The 18,314-nt window shown below is 70.4% G+C and carries 13 protein-coding genes; 4 read left to right on the top strand and 9 right to left on the bottom strand.

The genetic code is table 11. The annotated features are described in order from the left end of the window. The first annotated feature begins 96 nt into the window (after nt 1-96). Together OG266_RS41460 and OG266_RS41455 are read left to right on the top strand one after the other, a co-directional pair. The gene (locus OG266_RS41460; protein ID WP_371552050.1) at nt 97-2,787 is read left to right on the top strand and encodes a glucosidase; all 2,691 of its coding nucleotides are present in this window, start codon (nt 97-99) and stop codon (nt 2,785-2,787) included. Next, the gene (locus OG266_RS41455; RefSeq protein WP_371552049.1) at nt 2,784-4,235 is read left to right on the top strand and encodes an alpha-amylase; all 1,452 of its coding nucleotides are present in this window, start codon (nt 2,784-2,786) and stop codon (nt 4,233-4,235) included. Before OG266_RS41460 ends, OG266_RS41455 begins: the two co-directional genes overlap by 4 nt. Nucleotides 4,236-4,267: 32 nt before the next feature. On the opposite strand, the gene OG266_RS41450 is transcribed toward OG266_RS41455, so the two are convergent. Further along, nucleotides 4,268-5,659 carry an NAD(P)/FAD-dependent oxidoreductase gene (locus OG266_RS41450; RefSeq protein ID WP_371552048.1) on the bottom strand — a complete coding sequence of 464 codons (1,392 nt, stop codon included), beginning with the start codon at nt 5,657-5,659 and terminating at the stop codon, nt 4,268-4,270. A 195-nt stretch (nt 5,660-5,854) separates the two neighbouring features. On the opposite strand from OG266_RS41450, the gene OG266_RS41445 reads away from it, so the two are divergent. After that, nucleotides 5,855-6,307 (top strand): hypothetical protein, encoded by a 453-nt coding sequence (locus OG266_RS41445; protein ID WP_266469613.1) that lies wholly within the window; start codon nt 5,855-5,857, stop codon nt 6,305-6,307. Here OG266_RS41445 and OG266_RS41440 read toward each other — a convergent pair. The 8 genes from OG266_RS41440 to OG266_RS41405 all read right to left on the bottom strand — a co-directional run bounded on the left by OG266_RS41440 (nt 6,304) and on the right by OG266_RS41405 (nt 17,383). Beyond that, on the bottom strand, nt 6,304-6,684 hold the full coding sequence (locus OG266_RS41440; protein WP_266469612.1) for an SsgA family sporulation/cell division regulator: 381 nt from the start codon (nt 6,682-6,684) through the stop codon (nt 6,304-6,306). The genes OG266_RS41445 and OG266_RS41440 overlap by 4 nt on opposite strands. Before the next feature lie 189 nt (nt 6,685-6,873). Further along, nucleotides 6,874-7,149 carry a hypothetical protein gene (locus tag OG266_RS41435; protein ID WP_266469611.1) on the bottom strand — a complete coding sequence of 92 codons (276 nt, stop codon included), beginning with the start codon at nt 7,147-7,149 and terminating at the stop codon, nt 6,874-6,876. Between the two features lie 148 nt (nt 7,150-7,297). Beyond that, a complete protein-coding gene (locus tag OG266_RS41430) occupies nt 7,298-7,951 on the bottom strand; it encodes a BON domain-containing protein (protein WP_371552047.1) in 654 nt (217 codons plus the stop codon). Then, nucleotides 7,948-8,118: a hypothetical protein gene (locus tag OG266_RS41425; protein WP_266469608.1), complete on the bottom strand. Its 171-nt coding sequence runs from the start codon at nt 8,116-8,118 to the stop codon at nt 7,948-7,950. The genes OG266_RS41430 and OG266_RS41425 overlap by 4 nt, the downstream gene beginning before the upstream one ends. Nucleotides 8,119-8,147: 29 nt before the next feature. Then, complete coding sequence (locus tag OG266_RS41420; RefSeq protein WP_371552046.1) at nt 8,148-9,173, bottom strand: LysR family transcriptional regulator; 1,026 nt, start codon at nt 9,171-9,173, stop codon at nt 8,148-8,150. Between the two features lie 94 nt (nt 9,174-9,267). Continuing rightward, nucleotides 9,268-11,919: an AAA family ATPase gene (locus OG266_RS41415; RefSeq protein WP_371552045.1), complete on the bottom strand. Its 2,652-nt coding sequence runs from the start codon at nt 11,917-11,919 to the stop codon at nt 9,268-9,270. 111 nt (nt 11,920-12,030) lie between these two features. Continuing rightward, a complete protein-coding gene (locus OG266_RS41410; RefSeq protein ID WP_371552044.1) occupies nt 12,031-14,718 on the bottom strand; it encodes an AAA family ATPase in 2,688 nt (895 codons plus the stop codon). Between the two features lie 142 nt (nt 14,719-14,860). Further along, entirely contained in the window at nt 14,861-17,383 is a 2,523-nt protein-coding gene (locus tag OG266_RS41405; protein ID WP_371552043.1) for a flippase-like domain-containing protein, read from the bottom strand. 307 nt (nt 17,384-17,690) lie between these two features. Here OG266_RS41405 and OG266_RS41400 point away from each other — a divergent pair, with 307 nt between their 5' ends. Beyond that, entirely contained in the window at nt 17,691-18,242 is a 552-nt protein-coding gene (locus OG266_RS41400; protein ID WP_371552042.1) for an HdeD family acid-resistance protein, read from the top strand. Nucleotides 18,243-18,314 lie beyond the last annotated feature (72 nt).

Below are 18,314 nucleotides of genomic sequence, written 5' to 3'. Positions count from 1 at the left end.
CCGGGATCCCCGTACCGCCCGTCACCGCCGCAGGCGTTGCGGCCGAGTCCGAGACGCCGGAGTCTGGGTGAAGGTGCTCCATGGGGAGGGCGTGCGATGACGGAGAACAGTGGCGGGGCGGATCCGGAGCGGCTGCGGCTGGCGGATGCCGACGCGGGGCGGGCGGCGTGGCGGCGTTGGGGGCCGTATCTGAGCGAACGGCAATGGGGCACGGTCCGCGAGGACTACAGCCCCGGCGGTGACGCCTGGTCGTACTTCACCCACGACCAGGCCCGCTCCCGGGCCTACCGCTGGGGCGAGGACGGCATCGCGGGCGTCAGCGACGACAAGCAGCGGCTGTGCTTCGCGCTGGCGCTGTGGAACGGCAACGATCCGATCCTCAAGGAGCGGATGTTCGGCCTGACCAACGCCGAGGGCAATCACGGCGAGGACGTCAAGGAGTACTACTTCCACCTCGACTCGACGCCCACCCACTCGTACATGAAGTACCTCTACAAGTACCCGCAGGGCGCCTTCCCTTACGACGATCTGGTGGCCGTCAACCAGGCCCGGCAGCGGCACGACCCCGAATACGAACTCCTTGATACGGGCGTCTTCGACGAGGACCGCTACTTCGACGTGTTCGTCGAGTACGCCAAGGCAGGCCCCGAGGACCTGCTGATCGAGATCACCGCGCACAACCGGGGTCCCGACGAGGCCACCCTCCACCTGCTGCCGACCCTGTGGTTCCGGCACACCTGGTCGTGGGCGGGCGGCACCGCCGTACCGACCATCCGTCAGGAACCCGGCGGCCCGCTCCGCGCCGACCACGAGGAACTCGGCACGCGACGGCTGTACTTCACCGGCGGAACGGAGACCCTGTTCACCGAGAACGACACCAACAACGAGCGCGTCTTCGGCAGTTCGAACACCGTCCCGTACGTCAAGGACGGCATCGACCGTTGCGTCGTCCACGGCGAGACCGGCGCCGTCAACCCGGGGCGGACCGGCACCAAGGCCGCCGTACACCACGTCCTCACCGTGCCCGCCGGCGACAGCGCCACCGTACGGCTGCGCCTGACCGACGCCGAACTCACGGACCCCTGGGCCGAGTTCAGCCAGCTGTTCGACACGCGACGGACCGAGGCCGACGTGTTCTTCGAGGGCGTCGTCCCCGACGGCATGGCCGAGGACGAGCGGCGTCTGGTGCGGCAGGCGCTCGCCGGGATGCTGTGGAGCAAGCAGTACTACTACCTCGACGTGGAGCGCTGGCTCGCCGAGCACGGCCTCGACCCGCTCGCCGCCGATCCCCGGGTCCGCAACAGCGCCTGGTACCACATGATCAACGACGAGATCATGTCGATGCCGGACACCTGGGAGTACCCCTGGTTCGCCGCCTGGGACCTCGCCTTCCACACCATCGCCCTGTCCATGGTCGACATCGGGTTCGCCAAGTCCCAGCTGGAGTTGCTGCTGCGCCGTCTGTATCTGCATCCCAACGGCCAGATCCCGGCGTACGAATGGAATTTCGGTGACGTCAACCCGCCCGTGCACGCCTGGGCGGTCCTCTTCGTCTACGAGCTGGAGAAGCACCGCACCGGGCAAGGCGACCGCGTCTTCCTGGAGAACGCCTTCCAGAAGCTGATGAAGAACTTCACCTGGTGGCTCAACCGCAAGGACGTCGACGGCAACAACGTCTTCCAGGGCGGCTTCCTCGGTCTCGACAACATCGGTGTCTTCGACCGCAGCGCTCCCCTGCCCACGGGCGGCCACCTCGACCAGGCCGACGGCACCGCCTGGATGGCCCTGTGCTGCCAGAACCTTCTGGAGATCGCCATCGAACTGGCCGTCGACAACCCGGTGTACGTCGAGCACGCGCAGACCCTGTTCGAGCACTTCGCCTGGATCGCGGTGGCGACGAACCGCATCGGCAACGACAACCAGAGCCTGTGGGACGAGGAGGACGGCTTCTTCTACGACGTGCTGCGCCTGCCCGACGGCCGCGCGACCCGGCTCAAGGTCCGTTCCCTGGTCGGGCTGATCCCGCTCGCCGCGACCAGCGTGATCGGCGGCTGGACGGATCAGCGTTTCCCGGAACTGGTCGAGGGAGCAAGGGAGTTCGTGCGCAGGCATCCGGCCGTCGAAGCCCTTGTCTCCTCCCACCATGCCCTCGATACGGGCGAGGCGGGGCGTCATCTGTTCGCCCTGTTCGACGAGGACCGGCTGCGGCGCATCCTGTCCCGCATGCTCGACGAGGACGAGTTCCTCGGTCCGCACGGCATCCGCTCGCTGTCGCGCCATCACGCCGAGCACCCGTACACCTTCGAGGTGCACGACGAGACGTACGGGGTCGGCTATCTGCCCGCCGAGTCGGACTCGGGCATGTTCGGGGGCAACTCCAACTGGCGCGGCCCTGTGTGGTTCCCGGTCAATGTCCTCCTCATCCGCGCCCTGCTGAACCTGCACGCCTACCACGGCGACGAGTTCACCGTGGAATGCCCGACCGGCTCCGGCCGGCGGATGAACCTCTACGAGGTCGCGCGCGAGATCTCCGACCGGCTCACCGCCACCTTCCTGAGCAACGGCGACGGACACCGGCCGGTGCACGGCACCCAGGCCAAGTTCGCCAAGGACCCGAACTGGAAGGACCTGATCCTCTTCTACGAGTACTTCCACGGAGACACCGGCGCCGGCCTCGGCGCCTCCCACCAGACCGGCTGGACAGGCCTGGCCGCGGTCACCGCCACCTTGTTCCATCTCGTCGGCGCCGGTGACTGGGGCGCCCTGCGGGAGGAGCCCCTGTCATGACGGTGATCTACGAGATCAACACCCTGGTCTGGCTGGGTGAGTTGAGCGGCCGGTACGGACGTCGCGTCGTCCTGGGGAACGTGCCCGGCGAGGTCTGGGACGAGGTCGCACGGCCGGGTGTGGACACCGTATGGCTGATGGGTGTGTGGGAGCGCAGTCCGGCGGGACTGGAGATCGCCCTGCGGGACGACGGCTTGGTCGCCTCCTTCCGCGACGCGCTGCCCGACCTCACACCGGCGGACATCGCCGGGTCGCCGTACTGCGTACGGAACTACGTCGTCGACGAGAGCCTCGGCGGTCCCGAGGGACTGGCCGCGGCACGGGCCGAACTCGCCGCGCGGCGTGTACGCCTGATCCTGGACTACGTCCCCAATCACGTGGCCCCGGACCATCCTTGGCTCACCGGGCGCCCGGACTGCCTGGTCCGGGGCACGCCGGACGATCTGGCCCGCGACCCCGATGCCTTCCTGGAGGCCGGCGGGCAGGTGTACGCGCGGGGCCGCGACCCGTACTTCCCGCCGTGGCCGGACGTTGTCCAGCTGAATGCCTTCAGTGACGGTCTGCGGGCGGCGGCGGTGGACACGCTGGCGGCGATCGGCGATCAGGCGGACGGGGTGCGCTGCGACATGGCGATGCTGCTGATGAACGACGTGTTCGCGAAGACCTGGGGAGACCGGGCGGGCCCTGCACCCGCCGAGGACTTCTGGCCGTACGTCATTCCACGCGTCCGCGCTCGCCACCCCGGCCTCCTCTTCGTCGCGGAGGCGTACTGGGACCTCGAATGGGACCTCCAGCAGCAGGGCTTCGACCTCTGCTACGACAAACGGCTCTACGACCGGCTGGTCCACGAGGACGCCGGATCCGTCCGCGGCCACCTCGGCGCCGACCTCGCCTACCAGCGCCGGCTCGTCCGCTTCCTGGAGAACCACGACGAACCCCGGGCCGCCGCCGCTCTGCCCGGAGGACGGGAACGCGCGGCAGCAGTCGCGGTGGCAACCCTGCCCGGCGCGGCTCTGTGGCACGAGGGCCAGTTCGAAGGACGCCGCATACGCCCGCCCGTGTTTCTCTCGCGTCGGCCCCAGGAACCGGCCGACGAGTCCCTGCGCGACTTCTACGGCCGTCTGGTGAGCGCCGTGGCCCCCGTCCGCGAAGGCGACTGGCGGCTGCTGACCTGCACGGGCTGGCCGGACAACGACAGCCACGACAACCTGCTCGCCTGGTCCTGGACCGACGGCCAGGAGCGGTTCCTCGTCGTGATCAACTACTCCGACCGGCCCGCCCAGGGGCAGGTTCCGCTGCCCTGGACCGACTTTCGCGGGCAGTCATGCGAACTCACCGAACTGCTCTCCGGGAACACCTACGAACGGGAGGGCGACGAACTGGTCGACCCGGGACTGTTCGTCGCACTCGACGCCTGGCACTGGCACCTGCTCTCGCTCCGGCGGTAGGCACAAGGGGTGCCGCGTGCGCATCGGCCGCCTCATGACGCGTGCCGCGTCCCCGCGGGCTTCTCGGAGTCGGCGGTGGCGTGGACGTCGTCAGTGGGCGGATGGGCGTCGGTGTGCTCCATCGCCCGGATCGTGCTCGGCTGTCCGGCGAGGAAGCCGGTGCGGACGAAATCGTCTCCCGCCACCGCGTGCAGCAGCCAGTTGGTGGCGACGCGGGTCCTGGCCACGAGCGTGGGCAGCGCCAGCAGGTGGTAGCCGCGCGTGACCAAGTGTGCCGGCAGGCCGCTGAGCGGGATGCCCAGCGGCCTGGCGACGGAACCCAGGCCGCCCAGGTCGACGACCAGACCGAGATCGCGATGCCGGTACGGGCTCGGACTCCGGCCGCGCAACCGCGCGACGACGTTGTTCCCGGCCGTCCTGCCCTGACGCAGTGCGTGCTGCGCGGTGGGCGGGCAGATCGCGTCCCCGCCGGCGGCGAGATCCGGTACCGCGGCGGCGTCGCCGAGGGCGAACACTTCGTCGTGACCCGGCAGGGTCAGCTCCGCGGTGACCGCGAGCCGCCCCCGTACCGTCTTCGCCCCCGTGGCCGCGACCAGCGGGCTTGCCGCGACCCCCGCGGTCCACACCAGGGTGTGGGTGGGAAGCCGCCGCCCGTCGGTGAGTTCGACCCAGCCCGGCCCGGCCGACGCCACGCTCACGCCGAGGGAGACCTCGATGCCGCGCCGCCGCAGCCGGGCCAGCGCCTTGTCGCCCAGACGCGGGCCCAGTTCAGGCATCAGCCGGGGCGAGACATCGACCAGGTGCCACTCGATCGACTCGCGGCTCAGCCCCGGGTAGCGATAGGTCGCCGCGACGGTGAGTCGCTGGAGGTGGGCGGCGGTCTCGGTGCCCGCGTATCCGCCGCCCACGACGACGAACCGCAGCCGCGCCTCCCGCTCCGCCGGGTCCTCGGTCGTGTCGGCCAGGTCGAGTTGGGCGATGACGTGGTCGCGCATGGCCACGGCCTCCCCCAGGTTCTTCATGCCGCGGGCGTGTTCCGGCACACCGGGGATGTCGAACGAGCGCGTCACGCTCCCGGCGGCCAGCACCACGATGTCGTATCCCTCGCGGACCACCTGATCGGTGATCAACCGCACCACGCACTCCCGGGATTCGAGGTCGACGTCCAGGGCGACGCCGGGGACGATCCGGGTGCGGCGCAGCACCCTGCGCAGCGAGACGGCGATCGACTGCGGTGTCAGTACCCCGGCCGCCACCTGCGGCAGCAGCGGCAGGTACAACTCGTAGTCGAGCGGCGTCACCAGGACGATGTCGGCTTCGTCGGCCTTCAGCACCCGTTCCAGCCGCCGGGCGCAGGCGACGCCCGCGAAGCCGCCGCCGACGATCAGGACACGGGGACGGGTCGGGTTGATCGGACTGGTCATCACACTTCCTCCGAGCGCTGAGCGGGCCGGGGGGCCGCGGGCCGCCATCGTGATCCGGGTGGTGAGGCGGGGGCTTCCGTCGGATGACGCAACCGCCTACCGTGCGACGCGAACGGCCCGGACGACCGTCGTACGTCCTGTGGGCAGTCGTCCGACCGAAGCCCGACGGGTCGTCGGCCACCTAGCTTCGGAGTCATGAGACGAACGGAACGAGTGACCTCTCCTGTGACCGTGGCCGTCAAGTCCGGTGATCTCCGGTTTGCTTGTGACATCTCCACCGCCCTGCGTGCGCGGCCACGCGTGCGCCTGCTGCGAGCGGGGCAGGATGCACGCGCGGAGGCGCTGCTCGTCCTGGCCACGGAGCTCGACGAAGCCACGCTCGCGCTCATGCGCGGCGCGTGCGGGGAGCGTGGGCGGCCGCGCATCGTGCTGGTGGCCCAGTACGTGGATCGCGCCCAGCTTTCGCGGGCGGTGCGTCATGGGCTGGTCGACGTGCTACCCCGGCGCACCGGGCTCGACCAGATCGTCCTGGCCCTGTTGCGGGCCCGCGAGGGGCGGATACGCCTGTCGGACTCCGCCCTCGTCGACGGCCTGGACCTGCGTCATCGGGCCCAGGCCGTCAACGGCGCGGCACGCCAAGGCAGTTAGCCGTCCCCCTGTGCCAGAACGTGCGCGAGGGCCCCGTCCCAGTCCATCGAGAGGCCTTCCGTGCCCGAGGGAACGGATCTGAGCGTCTCTTCGAGCCAGGCGCCAAGGGGGGCGACAAGGCCTTCGAGGAGTGCCGCGCCGGTCCGTCCCTGGAGAAGGATCCAGAAGCTGTCCCCATCATGGCGCCGGCACGGCGGCCAGATCCGTACGTCGCCGTCACCGCTCGGTCGGTGCAGGCCCGTCATGAGCAGATCCCGTGAGAGCACCCACGTGACGGCACCGCCGATGTCGTTGAGGAACTCGACGCGCACCTCGAGGGGCTGGGTGTGGTCGTAGCTGAAGCGGGCCTGGATCGGCAGTGACTCTTGCAGGGACACGTGCCGCCACATCCTCAGGGCGAGATCCACGCACTCCTGCTCCGAGGAACGTACGTCCCTGGCTGGTTCGTTGTCCGAGCGGGCCATTGCTTCCCTTTCTGTGCTGATCCGTGCCGGGGCACCTGAACTGCCTCCGGCGCGGCCTCAGGGCGTGCCCCTCATGCCGCGCCGGGTGGTCGGCGCCCCTCGTCAGGCGGCCGGGTTCTTCAGGCTCCGGCGCTGGTGGACGACGATGTAGCCGAGCAGTGCGTAGCCGAACAGGTGGCCTGCGGAGCGGGCGAGCCTGTGGCGCGGAACGTCGCGGAGCCGGTGATGGTCGGAAGGCGTGCGGGAGACCGCGTTCGTGCCGGCGACCACCGCGAGTGCGTCCCGCAGCAGGTTTTCGAGCTCGGTGCCCGGCTCGCGGAACCGGCCGATGCCCTTCTTCGTGGATGGGGTCTTCGTGGATCGAGCCGCGTCGTGCATGGCGTGCTGTGCCTCTCGGTCGGGTTCGGTGGTCCTGAGAATTCGGGTGGTCCTGAGCAATCGGGTGCCCCGGAGAATGAGGAGCGGGCCGGTCCCGCGGGGATTCCCGGAGGACCGGCCCTGGTGCAACTCCTGATGCGGCTCGGTGTCAGCCGGTGATGTACAGGTCGTCGCGTACGTCGTAGACGCTCGGGGCCATCCAGGCGGCCGCGATCACGGCGTCGTGCTCCGCCCACGTGCGGACATGGCCCGTGAGGATCGCCGTGTTGCCATTCGTGGTGACGGCGACTTCGCTGTCGTCGAGGATCAGCGCGTTGCGGTCCAACGCGTCCGACACCAGCAGGATGACGTCGACCGGGTCGGCGTCGTCGGAGATCTCGATCTTGTTCTTGATACCGCGGACTCCCGTGAGACCGACGACCGCCTGCTCCGCGGCCTGCCGCTCCGAGCCGTACCGGACGACGCCGGTCAGCGTCAGGTTGCCGTTGTTCGCGGTCGCCTCGACACCGACCGGCACGGCGATGTTCATCAGCAGCACGCTGTTCGCCGTCTCGGTCAGCGTCGTGTCGTCGCGCTCGTGCGCGGGCGGGAGCACCACCTCCAGGTTGTTGTGGACCTTGGTGACGCCGGACACGCGCTGTGCGGCGGCGGCGGCTTCCAGGTACTGGAGGTAGCTCGGGACGGTGCCCGTGAGCCTGACTTCACCCGCCAGGTTGTGAACGGTGATGTCCGTCGAGTCCACCAGCGGATCGAAGACGAGCTCCGCGTCGACCGACTGGCCAATGTCCTTGGTCTTGCTCATCGGGGGGGTCCTTCCGTTGCGGTGAAAGCTTCCAGCGAAAGCTTCCGGCGAAAGCCTTCGGCGAAATCTTTCGGTGAAGCGGCGGATTTCCGCTCTTCCATCAGTTCACCGCGAAAATCGGTGCCAGTAAAAGCGATGTGAATGATTCTGGTATTGGTCCGCGCCATGGACTCCACGACATGGGTCGGGTAGCGATTCAGGCAGTAATCTTTTCGGCGGTGTCGAAAAGTACCTGCTGCAATTCACGGGGGAGGTCCGCACTCCACACCAGACCGGCGGTGGCGGTCAGCGGGGAGTCCTCGACGCGAACGGCCACCATCTCGTGCCGGCCCGCGTCCGCCGTCGGTCGCGGAGCGGTCCCCACGGTGCGGCACGGTCCCGTCAGGACGGCGCTCGGCCGGCTCCCGGTCGCGGCGAAGGCCAGCGTCATGGGCAGCGACTGCCGGAAGGGCGGGTCGGTGAAGTCGAAGGAAGGGTTCCTGGTCCGCAGCACCGAGCGCCACGCGTCGTACGTTGCGGGGTCGGCGTGCCGAGGACCGTGGATGAGGTGCATGCGGGCGAGTTCGTCGAGGCCGATGGCCCCGTTCACCGCCCCACGGTGCTGTGCCGGAATCCAGAGGTCGGGTTCGAAGGAGCCGATGTCCATCACGTCGAGGGTGTCCGGCAGAGCGTCGTTCGCCGGGCTCATCCAGCCCAGAGCGGCGTCGGCCTCCCGCCGGAGGATCGAGGAGAAGTCGGCGTCCAGAGCCGTCTCCAGCCAGGTCACGTCGACCTCGGGGGCCACCGAGCGCAGTCGCGACACGGTCTCCGCGGCGAGCGTGGGCGGCAGATACGGCTGCACGACGAAACGCAGCCGCGAGCGGCCAAGACCCGCCGCCCGCCGGGTTCGACCGACGCCGTGATCGACCAGGGAGAGAACGGCCCGGGATTCCTCCAGCAGGACCGTGCCGGCTTCGGTCAGCCGAACTCCTTCACGCCGACGCTGCAGCAAAGGCGTGCCGACGAATTCCTCCAGACGCCGAATCTGCTGACTCAATGTCGGCTGGCCGACATACATGCGCTCCGCGGCGTGTGTGAAGGTACCGGCTTCCGCCACTGCCACGAAATAGCGCAGATGGCGCAGTTCGACACCCTGCGGTGCCGAATTCTCCGAATCGAGCGGGGAAATCGATCCGTGTGAAACCGATGTGCGTGAAATCGGTCCGTTCTCGGCTTTTTCCATTCAGTCCCATCCGGCCACTCGAGAGAAGCGGACTCGTGTCATGCTGCCGGAGGTCCCGCTGCCGGGCTTGCGTCATCCGACTGCCGCGATGTCCTCACCGGGGGGTGCCGGGCTCTGCCCTGCCGCGATACATCGCCACAACCGCCGGGCGCAGGCCGAGCCGCTCGGCGATCTCCTCGTCCGGCAGCCGCAGGGCGGAGAGCTCGGTGATCTGCCTCAACCGCTCGGCGGACGACTCGGGCCAGGCGATCGGGGCGCCCGTCGCCCGCAGTTCGAGTCGTGCCTCGTCCCCGCACGGGAGGGCGCCGATCCGGTCGAAGGCGGACTGCGCCGAGGTCAGCATGGACTGCGCCTGACGGATCCGATTCCGGCGGCGCAGCCAGGAGCCGTACGCCAGCTCGACCTTCGCGCGGGCATAGGGCCAGTTGGACAGATCCTGCCGCAGCGCCGCCAGGTAGAAGTCCTCGGCGTCCTCGTCGGCGGCCAGGACGGCGCGGGCGTACGACAGATTGATGTGGTGCATCGGCGACGGCGTCTCGCGTGCGATCAGCTCCAGCTCCGCCAGCAGCCCGCGGGCGTCTTCTCGGTGTCCGGCGCGTACGGCCGCGTCCGCGAGGAACATCAGGCTGATGAACCTCTCGGCCCGGTGGAAGCTGGGATCGGCCAGATCGAACACCGCCCGCAGGATCCGGTAGGCGTCCCGGTTCCGGCCGGCCTCAAGTGCCGCCAGTCCACGGGCGAGTTGAAGCAACGACAGCATCGCGTTCCGGCCGCGGGCCTCGCGCAGTTCCGCCTCGGTGGCCCGTCGCAGTGCCTCCCGCGTATCACCCACGAGCGCCTTCAGCAGTACGTCGCACACCAGCGTCCCGGTTTCCCACAGCGACTGCCCGGTCTCCGCCGCCAGCCGCTTCCCCTCCTCCGCCGCGTCGGCCGCCCGGACCAGGTCCCCGCGCAGCACATGCGTCAGCGCCTGCATGGTCAGCACCTGCGAAAGCAGTCCCAGTCGGCCCTGCCGGCGCAGGATCTCCTCGGAGCGGTCCAGCAGCTCGGTCGCCAGGTCCAGGTGCCCCAGCGCCTGCGCGGCCATGCTCATGACCCGCAGTGCGTCCCCGTCGTCACTGGGAGGCGTCCGGGTCAGAGCCTTGATGACCTGGCGAGCGCGCAGCAGTGGTTCCGCCAGCGCAAGGGTCGCGAGGTGGCGCGGGTCGCCCGCCGTCCCGGGCATCCGGTCGGCGCAGGCAACGACACGCGCACGGGCGGCCGGCCCGGTGTCGGCCATGTAGCAACGGAAGCCGGCCACCAGGAGCATGTCGAGCGCCAGGTCCGGGTCGGCGGGGGCGGACCGAAGGGCGATGTCGCACAACTCGTGCACGCGGCCAGCGTCCCCGGGACTGCCGTGGTCGAACATCTCGCCGAGCCATTCCGTACGCGCCCGGTCCAGGTCGGTCAGATCGGTCCTGGCCGCCGAGCGCAGCAACTCGTCGACGATGTCGTCCCGGCCCATTCCGAAGGCGTGTCCGGCGGCCACCAGCAGCCGGTGCCCGCGCAGCGCCGACCAGCTCGTCAGCTCTGCCGACCGTTCGAGATCGTTGATCGCCGCGATCACCGCGCCCCGGCTCAGCGCCTGCGCGGCATTGGCTTCGAGAGCGTCCGCGATCCGGTCGTCGGGACCGACGATGGACTGCGCGCGGTGCCAGGTCCGCCGGTACACATCGTCCAGAGTCTGCGCCAGCGCCCGGTGGGCCGACTGGTGCCGGGCCACGCTTTCGGCCTGCAGGATTCCCGAACGCATCAGGGGGTGCAGGAAGGCGACCCGGCCCTCTTCCAGGGTCACCAGGCCTACCGCCCGTGCCGGGTCGAACACCTCAGGAGTGACCGGTTCGCCGCGCATCTCCGAGGTCCCGGCGATGACTTCGGCTAGGTCGCCCGCCAGATCGACGGCCGCGACGAGCAAGGCGTCCCGGGTCGCCGGGGGCATGACGGCCCCGCGCCCCGCGAACGTGCGTTCCAGCCGGTCGGACAGGGTCGGCGGACGCAGTCCGCCGGAGGGCAGCGCCGCCATCGTGATCGGCAACTCGCGCAACGCCAGCGGATTGCCCAGCGCCTCTCGCCGGATGCGCCGCTGCTCGGCCGGACTCAGGCCAGGAGCATGAGCGGACAGGATCCGCGCTGCCGCGTCGTCGTCCACCCCGCCCACGGTCAGCTCCGGAAAGCCGGCGTGGAGGAACGGGCCCGTATGGCCACGGCGCATCGCGGCGATAATCACCACGGGTCCCGTCACGCGCCGTGCGACGAACGTCAGCGCCTCGTGCGACTGAGTATCCAGCCACTGCACGTCGTCGGCCAGGACCAGCACCGGCTGGTCGGCCGCCACGGCCGCCAGCAGGTCCACGACCGCCAGATCGATCAGGAACGGCTCCGGAGGCGCACCCTCCACCAGTCCGAACGCCGCCAGCAACGCTTCCCTCTCGTGCCGCGGAAGCAGCGAGACCTGATCGAGCACCGGACCGACCAACTGGTGCAGTCCCTCGAAGGGAAACGCCGCCTCGCACTCGACACCGACCAACCGAAGTATCCGGAAGCCCCGGGCCCGCCCCCTGGACTCCGCCTCGTTCAGCAGCGACGACTTGCCGATACCCGGGTCCCCGAGCATCAGCAACACCGCACCGCTCAGCGGCGTACCTTCCAGGAGCCTCGCCAGCACGGCGATCTCCCGCTCTCTTCCCGCCAGCATCGCCGAACCCATGACTCCCTCCCGGCTCCCTGGAGGTTCCACGCTAATCACGCCGCACCGTCGGTGGCTTGAGTCGTTTGACTGATCCCGCCCACTCATCCGGAGGTGCGCCGAGCGCCGGTTTCAGTGGTCGCTCACGGCCGGTTCCAGCAGGTCCAGCAGCGGTGCAAGCTCACTGCGCGAGGTGATGCCGAGCTTGGGGAAGGCTCGGTACAGATGCGCGGCGACGGTGCGGTGTGACAAATGGAGTCGTTCCGCTATCTCCCGGTTGGACAGCCCTTCCGCGGCCAGCCGGGCGATCACTGTCTCCTGGGCCGACAGCAGCTCCGTAGCGGCTGGAAGCGGGGTGTCCGCTGCGTGAGTCGCTTTGCGGCCCGCCCAGTCGGAGGCTCCGATGAGTTCGAAAGCGGTTCGCGCCGAGAGGAGCATCGTGCGCGACCGGGCGGCCTGTCGATGGCGTCGCAGCCACTGCCCGTACGCGAGTTCCGTCCGCGCCTTGACCAGCGGCCAGCGGATCAGGTCCTGGCCCAACGCGATCATGAACAGTTCCTCGGCCGCCGCGTCGGCGGCGAGCACGGCTCGCGCGTACGGCAGCTGGACATTCAGCAGAGGGGCGGGCGTCACGCGCGCCGCTTCCTCAAGGACGTCGAGTATGTGCGCGGCCTCATCACGGCTGCTGCCACGATCCGCTGCGACGGCGAACGGCATCACAGCGGCGAAGCCCTGCCACCGCAGGCCCGCGGGTGGCTGGTCGAGGAGCGGCCTCAGCTCTTCGTACGCCTCGGTGTACCGTCCCTCACCCAGGCGCGCCACGCCACGGGCCAGCCTCAGCGTCGGGATCAGATCGGTGCGCTGCCACGCCGCCACGGTGTCGGCCAGTTCCTCCGCGCGCACCGCCTGCCCGCGCAGTGCGGCGGCGAGCGCGTCCGTGCCGGTGAGCGCGGCGACCATGGACGGCTGTCGAGTCCCGGCGAGGATCCGGCGTGCTTCTTCGGTGAGTTGAGCGGCACGCCGCCAGTCCCCGAGCAGCAGCAGGTCGGCAGCTTCGGTGAGGAGTGTCTCCGACAGCAGACCGAGTCGGCCCTGTTCGCGAAGGATCGGTTCGGCTCGGCCGAGCAGGTCGACCGCGCGGACCGGGTCGCCGATCGCGTGGGCGGCCATGCCGAACAGCCGGAGGCCGTCGGCGTCAGGGCGATACCACACCGTCCTGTTCGAAGGCAGCCGGTCGGCCACCGCCCGTCCGTGGAGCACGGGTTCGGCCAGCGCCAGGGCTGCGATGTGGCGTGGGTCGCTGGTGCCCGTCAGCCGCTCGGCGGCCGCGACGATGCCGGCCCGCAGAGCGGGGTCGGCACCGGTCCTGTGAGCACGGAGCGCCGTGCTCAGTAGCAGGTCGAGAGCCAGGTCGGGGTCGCCCGCCGACAGTTCGGGGATGTCCCGTACCTGTGTCCGGGCCGGGCCGGGCTGCGGGTCCGCGTCCGAGATGTCCCGCAGCGACCAGGCCTTCGCCCGGTCCGCGTCGCCGAGTTGCTGACGCTTCGCCTCGTCGATCAGCGAGTGGGTCAGGCGTGTGCGGCCGAGTCCGTAGGCATGCTCGGCCGCACACAGCAGCCGGTGTCCTCGGGTGGCCGAGTCCGCGGTGAGCTGCGCCGATCGCTCGAGCGCCCAGATGGCCGCGACGACTCCGTGACGCCGGAGCAAGGAGGTGTGGGCGTCCGCCAGTTCGTCCGCCAGCTCGTCGTCGGGGCCGTTGACGGACTGGGCTCGATGCCATGTGCGCCGGTCCGGGTGCTCGGCCAGCACCTGCGCCATGGCGGCGTTGGCGGCCTGTCGGCGGGCCGGGGTCTCCGCGTCCAACACCGTCGATCGGACCACGGGATGGAGGAAGCGCAGTGTCGTCCTGTCGAGCCGTATCAACGAGGCGGCGGCCGCGCTGTCGAGAAGGTCCACCGTGACGGTTCGCCCCGCCAGGACGGAGGCAGCGGCCAGGATCTCCGCGAGGTCTCCGACATGGTCGACGGCCGCGACCAGCAGGGCGTCCCGGGCCTGCGCCGGCAGCTCGCCGAGCCCGGCCGCGAACGCCGTCGCCAGGGTGGGGCTCACCGGCAGGTGGGTCCACGAACCCGGCGGTCCCGTCGGGCGCCACGCTGCGGGGAGTTCGATCAGCGCGAGCGGGTTGCCGAGGGCTTCCCCGAGTATCCGCTCCCGAACGGCAGGGGGCAGCGTGGCCGCATGACGGGCCAGCAGCCGTCGCGCCGAGGGCTCGTCCAGCACCGGCACGTCCAGTACGGGCGAAACCGGCCGGGTCCGTCCGCTGCGGAGTGCCGCGAGGACGACGATCGGGTTGTCGCTCGCCCTGCGCGCCATGAACGCCAGTACGTCCCGGGTGGGCCTGTCGACCCCCTGTACGTCGTCGGCGATCAGTACCGCGGGCTGCTCGGCCGCGCCGGCGGTGATCAGGTTGAACGCGGCCAGGGCCACCCTCAGTGTCTCCGGGGGTTGCCCGGCACCGGTCTCGAACGCCGATCGCAGGATCTCGACCTGTTCCGCGGGCAGAGCGTCCGCCGTGCCGAGCACCGGCCGCAGCAACTCGCGCAGCCCGCTGAAGGGTGTGTCGTCGGAGTGCCCGGCAACCCACAGCACCTGGCATCCCGCCGTCCGGGCGCGTTCGGTCGCGACCCGCAGCAGCGCGGACTTGCCGACGCCCGGGCCGCCCTGCAGTGCCAGGGCGCCGCCGGCGTCCGGCAGCCTGCCCATCAGTTCCTGCAGGATCCTCAGCTGCTGGTCGCGGCCGAGGAGCCCGGCTTCGTACACGAGTCTCCCCAGTCTTCTCCGTACGTCCCGTGACGTCCCGCGTGTTCTCACTTGGATGGTAGGAGGGACCGCATCGACGGGTCTTGAGTCAAATGACTGTTCCCAGCACCGCAAAGCGGCGGCACCGAGCCGAAGTCACACCTCAGACGTAGCCTCGCCGCTGCACCAGGCTCAGGGCCAGGGCGCCCAGCGGGACGTTCAGCCAGAACGTGAGCAGCCGGTAGACGAGCACCGCCGATGTGGCCGCCCCGGCCGGAACACCGAGCGTCGTCAGACCTGCGATGAGTCCGGCCTCCAGCGCGCCCAGACCGCCGGGCACGGGAGCCGCGTTGGCGATCAGGCGGGCCGCCATGTACGCGGCACCGACCTGGACGAAGGGAAGGTCGGCGCCCAGCGCGTGGAGGCTCATGGCCAGGCCGACGATCTGGACGAGAGGCAGGCCGAGGGCGCCGATGACGCCCACGACGACCTTGGCCGGGTCGGCCGCGATCCCCGCGACGGTCGACCCGGCCGCGCGCAGGAACGGCCAGATCTTCTCGTGCAGGAAGCGCCGGCCGGGCGGGGTGAGAACGAGCAGGCCCCCGGCGGCGAGCGTCAGAGCGACGGCCCACAGCAGATACCGGCTCGGGGGCAGCTCCAGATGCGCTCCGGCGTGGTGCCGTCCCGCCCAGGCGAAGAAGACGGCGGCGACAACGCTGTTGGAGATCGCACCGGTCAGGCTCTGCAGTCCGACGGAGGCCGTGGCGGCCCCGGTCTCGATCCCCGTCTTCTGCAGGTAGCGCAGATTGAGGGCCATGCCGCCCACGTTGCTCGGAGTGATCCGGTTCAGGAACGAACTGGCGAACTGCACTTGGTAGGTGGGGCCGAAGGGCAGCCTGTCCGGGATGGTGCCCCACTGCAGGCAGGTCGAGAACGCCTGCGAGAGGAAGGTGACGGGCAGCACCGCGAGTACCCACCACCAGTTCGCGTCGCGCAGCGCGTCGACGGCCGCCGGGAAGCCGGCCAACTGCGGGAGCACAAGGTGAAGGACCAGAAACGCACCGACCAGGCCCAGGGCGCTCTTCCACGTGAAGCGCGCCAGATGCGCGAGCGGAACCGCTTCTGCGCCGCCGGCCGTTTCGACCTCGGCGGCGAGATCCCGCAGCAGACTGGGGCGACCGCCGGCGCGTAGCGTTCGCCGCCGGGCGCTCCGGCCGGCCGCTCGTGCGCGTGCCTGGTCGTACCGGGCGACCTCATGCCGCGCGGGGCCCATCAGCGCGAGCGGCTGCAGGTACGGCAGCGCGGTCGCCGGCAGATCCGGTCCCAGGCCCGCCAGTGCGCACGCGATGGCACGCTCGGGGCCGACCCGTACCGCTGTCGTGGCCAGCAGCTCGGCGATGTCGCTGCCGAGCACCTCGGGCGGCGCGTTGAGCTGGGCGCGCGCGAAGGCGGAGAGCCGGCTGTCACCGCCCGGTTCGACGAGGACGTGCTCCGGGCGCAGTGCCCCATGTCCCAGCCGGTGCTCTTGAAGGCGTGCCACGGACGTCCACACCCCGATGAGGACGTGGTCGGTCAGCTCCTCGTCGCTCAACGCGGACAGCGCGCGGGCTTCCTTCCTGACGGTCGCCACGAGCGCGCCGTCCCCGTCCACCGGATACGCCATGACAGGTTCGTCCACCCGGGCACCGGTGCGGGCGGCGAAGACGAGCATCAGCAGTTCGTGCTCGGCCGCACCGAGCGGTGACTGGGCGGTCGCGTCGGCCGGGTGGCGCAGGAGCGTCCGCCGGGCAAGCCGGTGGAACAGATCGCGGTTGTGATCCTCGGCGGCGAGCACCCGTACGGCCAACGCGGAGCCGGCGGTGGTCTCGGCTCGGTAGACGGTCCCCTCCCCCGGAATCTGCTCGTCCGGGGGCAGCTCGCGCAGGGTGGCGACCGGGATTCCGCAGGCGACGAGGGCGTCGGCGACCGCCTGCGCCGCAGGGCGGTCGGCCGGAGCCCCGGCCAGCAGCAGCACGGCCGACCCTGCCGCGCCACCCACGGCGAGTGCGGCGACGGCCTCCAGCGGCACGATCCCGGCGGCGGCGACGCTCAGCACGGCACACGCGAAGGTCAGCGACCACAGCGCCCGCCGCCGGCGCGACCCGAGCCATGGGCCGGCGGCGACGGCCGCCGCCGCACAGGCGGCCAGGTACACGGCCGACGGCCAGCCCGCCTGGACCAGACCGTCCCGGCCGGCCGACACCTCCGGCCACTCATCCGGTCTGCTGCGCACCAACGCCAGGTGGGTGAGCGCCCACGCGGCCAGCGCACCCAGCGCCGCCGCGGGCACGACCCGTAGAACCGGGTCGATCCGCCGCCGTACGGACCAGACCGCCAGGGCGGCAACCGGCGCGAGCACGGCGACCACCTGCACCGTTCCCACGAGACCGTCCCGTAGAGCCGGAGGCAGCGCGGTCACCGTGGTGAGCAGTCCCTGCTGCGCCGCACGGGCGAAGTCGCGCGTCGCGACCCCCAGCAGCACCGTCACCACAAGTGCAGCCAGGGACACCAGCAGCCGCCACAGGTCGGCTGCCCGGCGGACGGCCCGTCGAGGCGGAACTTCGGTCACCAAGGAGCCTTCCGATGTACCGGGAACCGCGGCTTCCGAGGCCGACTGGATGCCATGGTCTTCGATCTCCTTGATCACGCGGCTCCTCCCTGCTCGGGCGGCACCGATGCTCTCTCCGGAATCCGGTCCGCGAATCCGTCACATGACTGCATCGCGTCATGTGAAGGTCCGCCGAAACGCGTTCGCGGACCGATCCGCCTGCGGGCGCGAAGCACTGAGGTAGGCAGGGCAGTCGGATGACGGATCACCATCCGGGCCTGCCGTCCCTAGCGTTCGATGGGGAGAAGACGGCCTCGAACAAGGCCGGGCGCACCGGCACGCATGCCTCGCCTCTCCCTCGCTTCCTGCCAGGAACGAGACGACACCCTCACCGTGGGAGATCACCATGCTCAGCTCACCCAACGCACTGCTCTGGCGAGGCCTGCTGGCGATCGCCGTCGGCGTGGTCGCCGTGGCATGGCCCGGCATCACCATCGGCGCTTTCGTCATCCTGTTCGCCGTCTACGCGTTCATCGGCGCGGCGACGGACAGCGCGCGAGCCTTCAGCAGCGACCGGGTGGGCCCGGTCTTCGGATGGCTGCTGCTCGCCCTGCTGTCGGTCGTCGCCGGTGTGGTCGCGCTGGCGTGGCCCGCCATCACGGCCCTTGCTCTGACGATCTGGATCGGCGCGTGGGCGCTGACCACGGGCGCCATGGAGATCGTCCTGGCATTCCAGCGCGGGGAAAGGCCGGGCGAGCGGGCGCTGTTCGTACTGACCGGCCTTGTGTCGGTCGCGCTGGCCTTCGTGCTGCTCGTCCGCCCGGACATCGGCGCGGTCTCTCTGGCCACCGTTTTCGGCCTGTTCAGCATCTTCTACGGCACCGCGGGCACCGTCGCGTCCTTCCAGGAGCGTCGTGTCCTCAAGGACACCGGCAATGCGCAGCTGGCGCACGCATGAACCCACGTCGGAACCTGACGCACCATCATCTGCCGCGTCCCTCAGCCCGGTTGAAGTCCTCCGACCGCACTC

Source organism: Streptomyces sp. NBC_00554 (genome assembly GCF_041431135.1).
In the GTDB taxonomy this organism is placed as follows: domain Bacteria; phylum Actinomycetota; class Actinomycetes; order Streptomycetales; family Streptomycetaceae; genus Streptomyces.
The sequence above is the reverse complement of the archived record's forward strand: the minus strand, read 5'-3'. Positions and strand labels throughout refer to the sequence as shown.

Coding starts and splice junctions, on each gene's coding strand:
- OG266_RS41415 (WP_371552045.1), bottom strand. CDS start 11,919: ATGGGTTCGGCGATGCTGGCGGGAAGAGAGCGGGAGATCGCCGTGCTG.
- OG266_RS41420 (WP_371552046.1), bottom strand. CDS start 9,173: ATGGAAAAAGCCGAGAACGGACCGATTTCACGCACATCGGTTTCACAC.
- OG266_RS41430 (WP_371552047.1), bottom strand. CDS start 7,951: ATGAGCAAGACCAAGGACATTGGCCAGTCGGTCGACGCGGAGCTCGTC.
- OG266_RS41460 (WP_371552050.1), top strand. CDS start 97: ATGACGGAGAACAGTGGCGGGGCGGATCCGGAGCGGCTGCGGCTGGCG.
- OG266_RS41450 (WP_371552048.1), bottom strand. CDS start 5,659: ATGACCAGTCCGATCAACCCGACCCGTCCCCGTGTCCTGATCGTCGGC.
- OG266_RS41445 (WP_266469613.1), top strand. CDS start 5,855: ATGAGACGAACGGAACGAGTGACCTCTCCTGTGACCGTGGCCGTCAAG.
- OG266_RS41425 (WP_266469608.1), bottom strand. CDS start 8,118: ATGGCGCGGACCAATACCAGAATCATTCACATCGCTTTTACTGGCACC.
- OG266_RS41435 (WP_266469611.1), bottom strand. CDS start 7,149: ATGCACGACGCGGCTCGATCCACGAAGACCCCATCCACGAAGAAGGGC.
- OG266_RS41400 (WP_371552042.1), top strand. CDS start 17,691: ATGCTCAGCTCACCCAACGCACTGCTCTGGCGAGGCCTGCTGGCGATC.
- OG266_RS41455 (WP_371552049.1), top strand. CDS start 2,784: ATGACGGTGATCTACGAGATCAACACCCTGGTCTGGCTGGGTGAGTTG.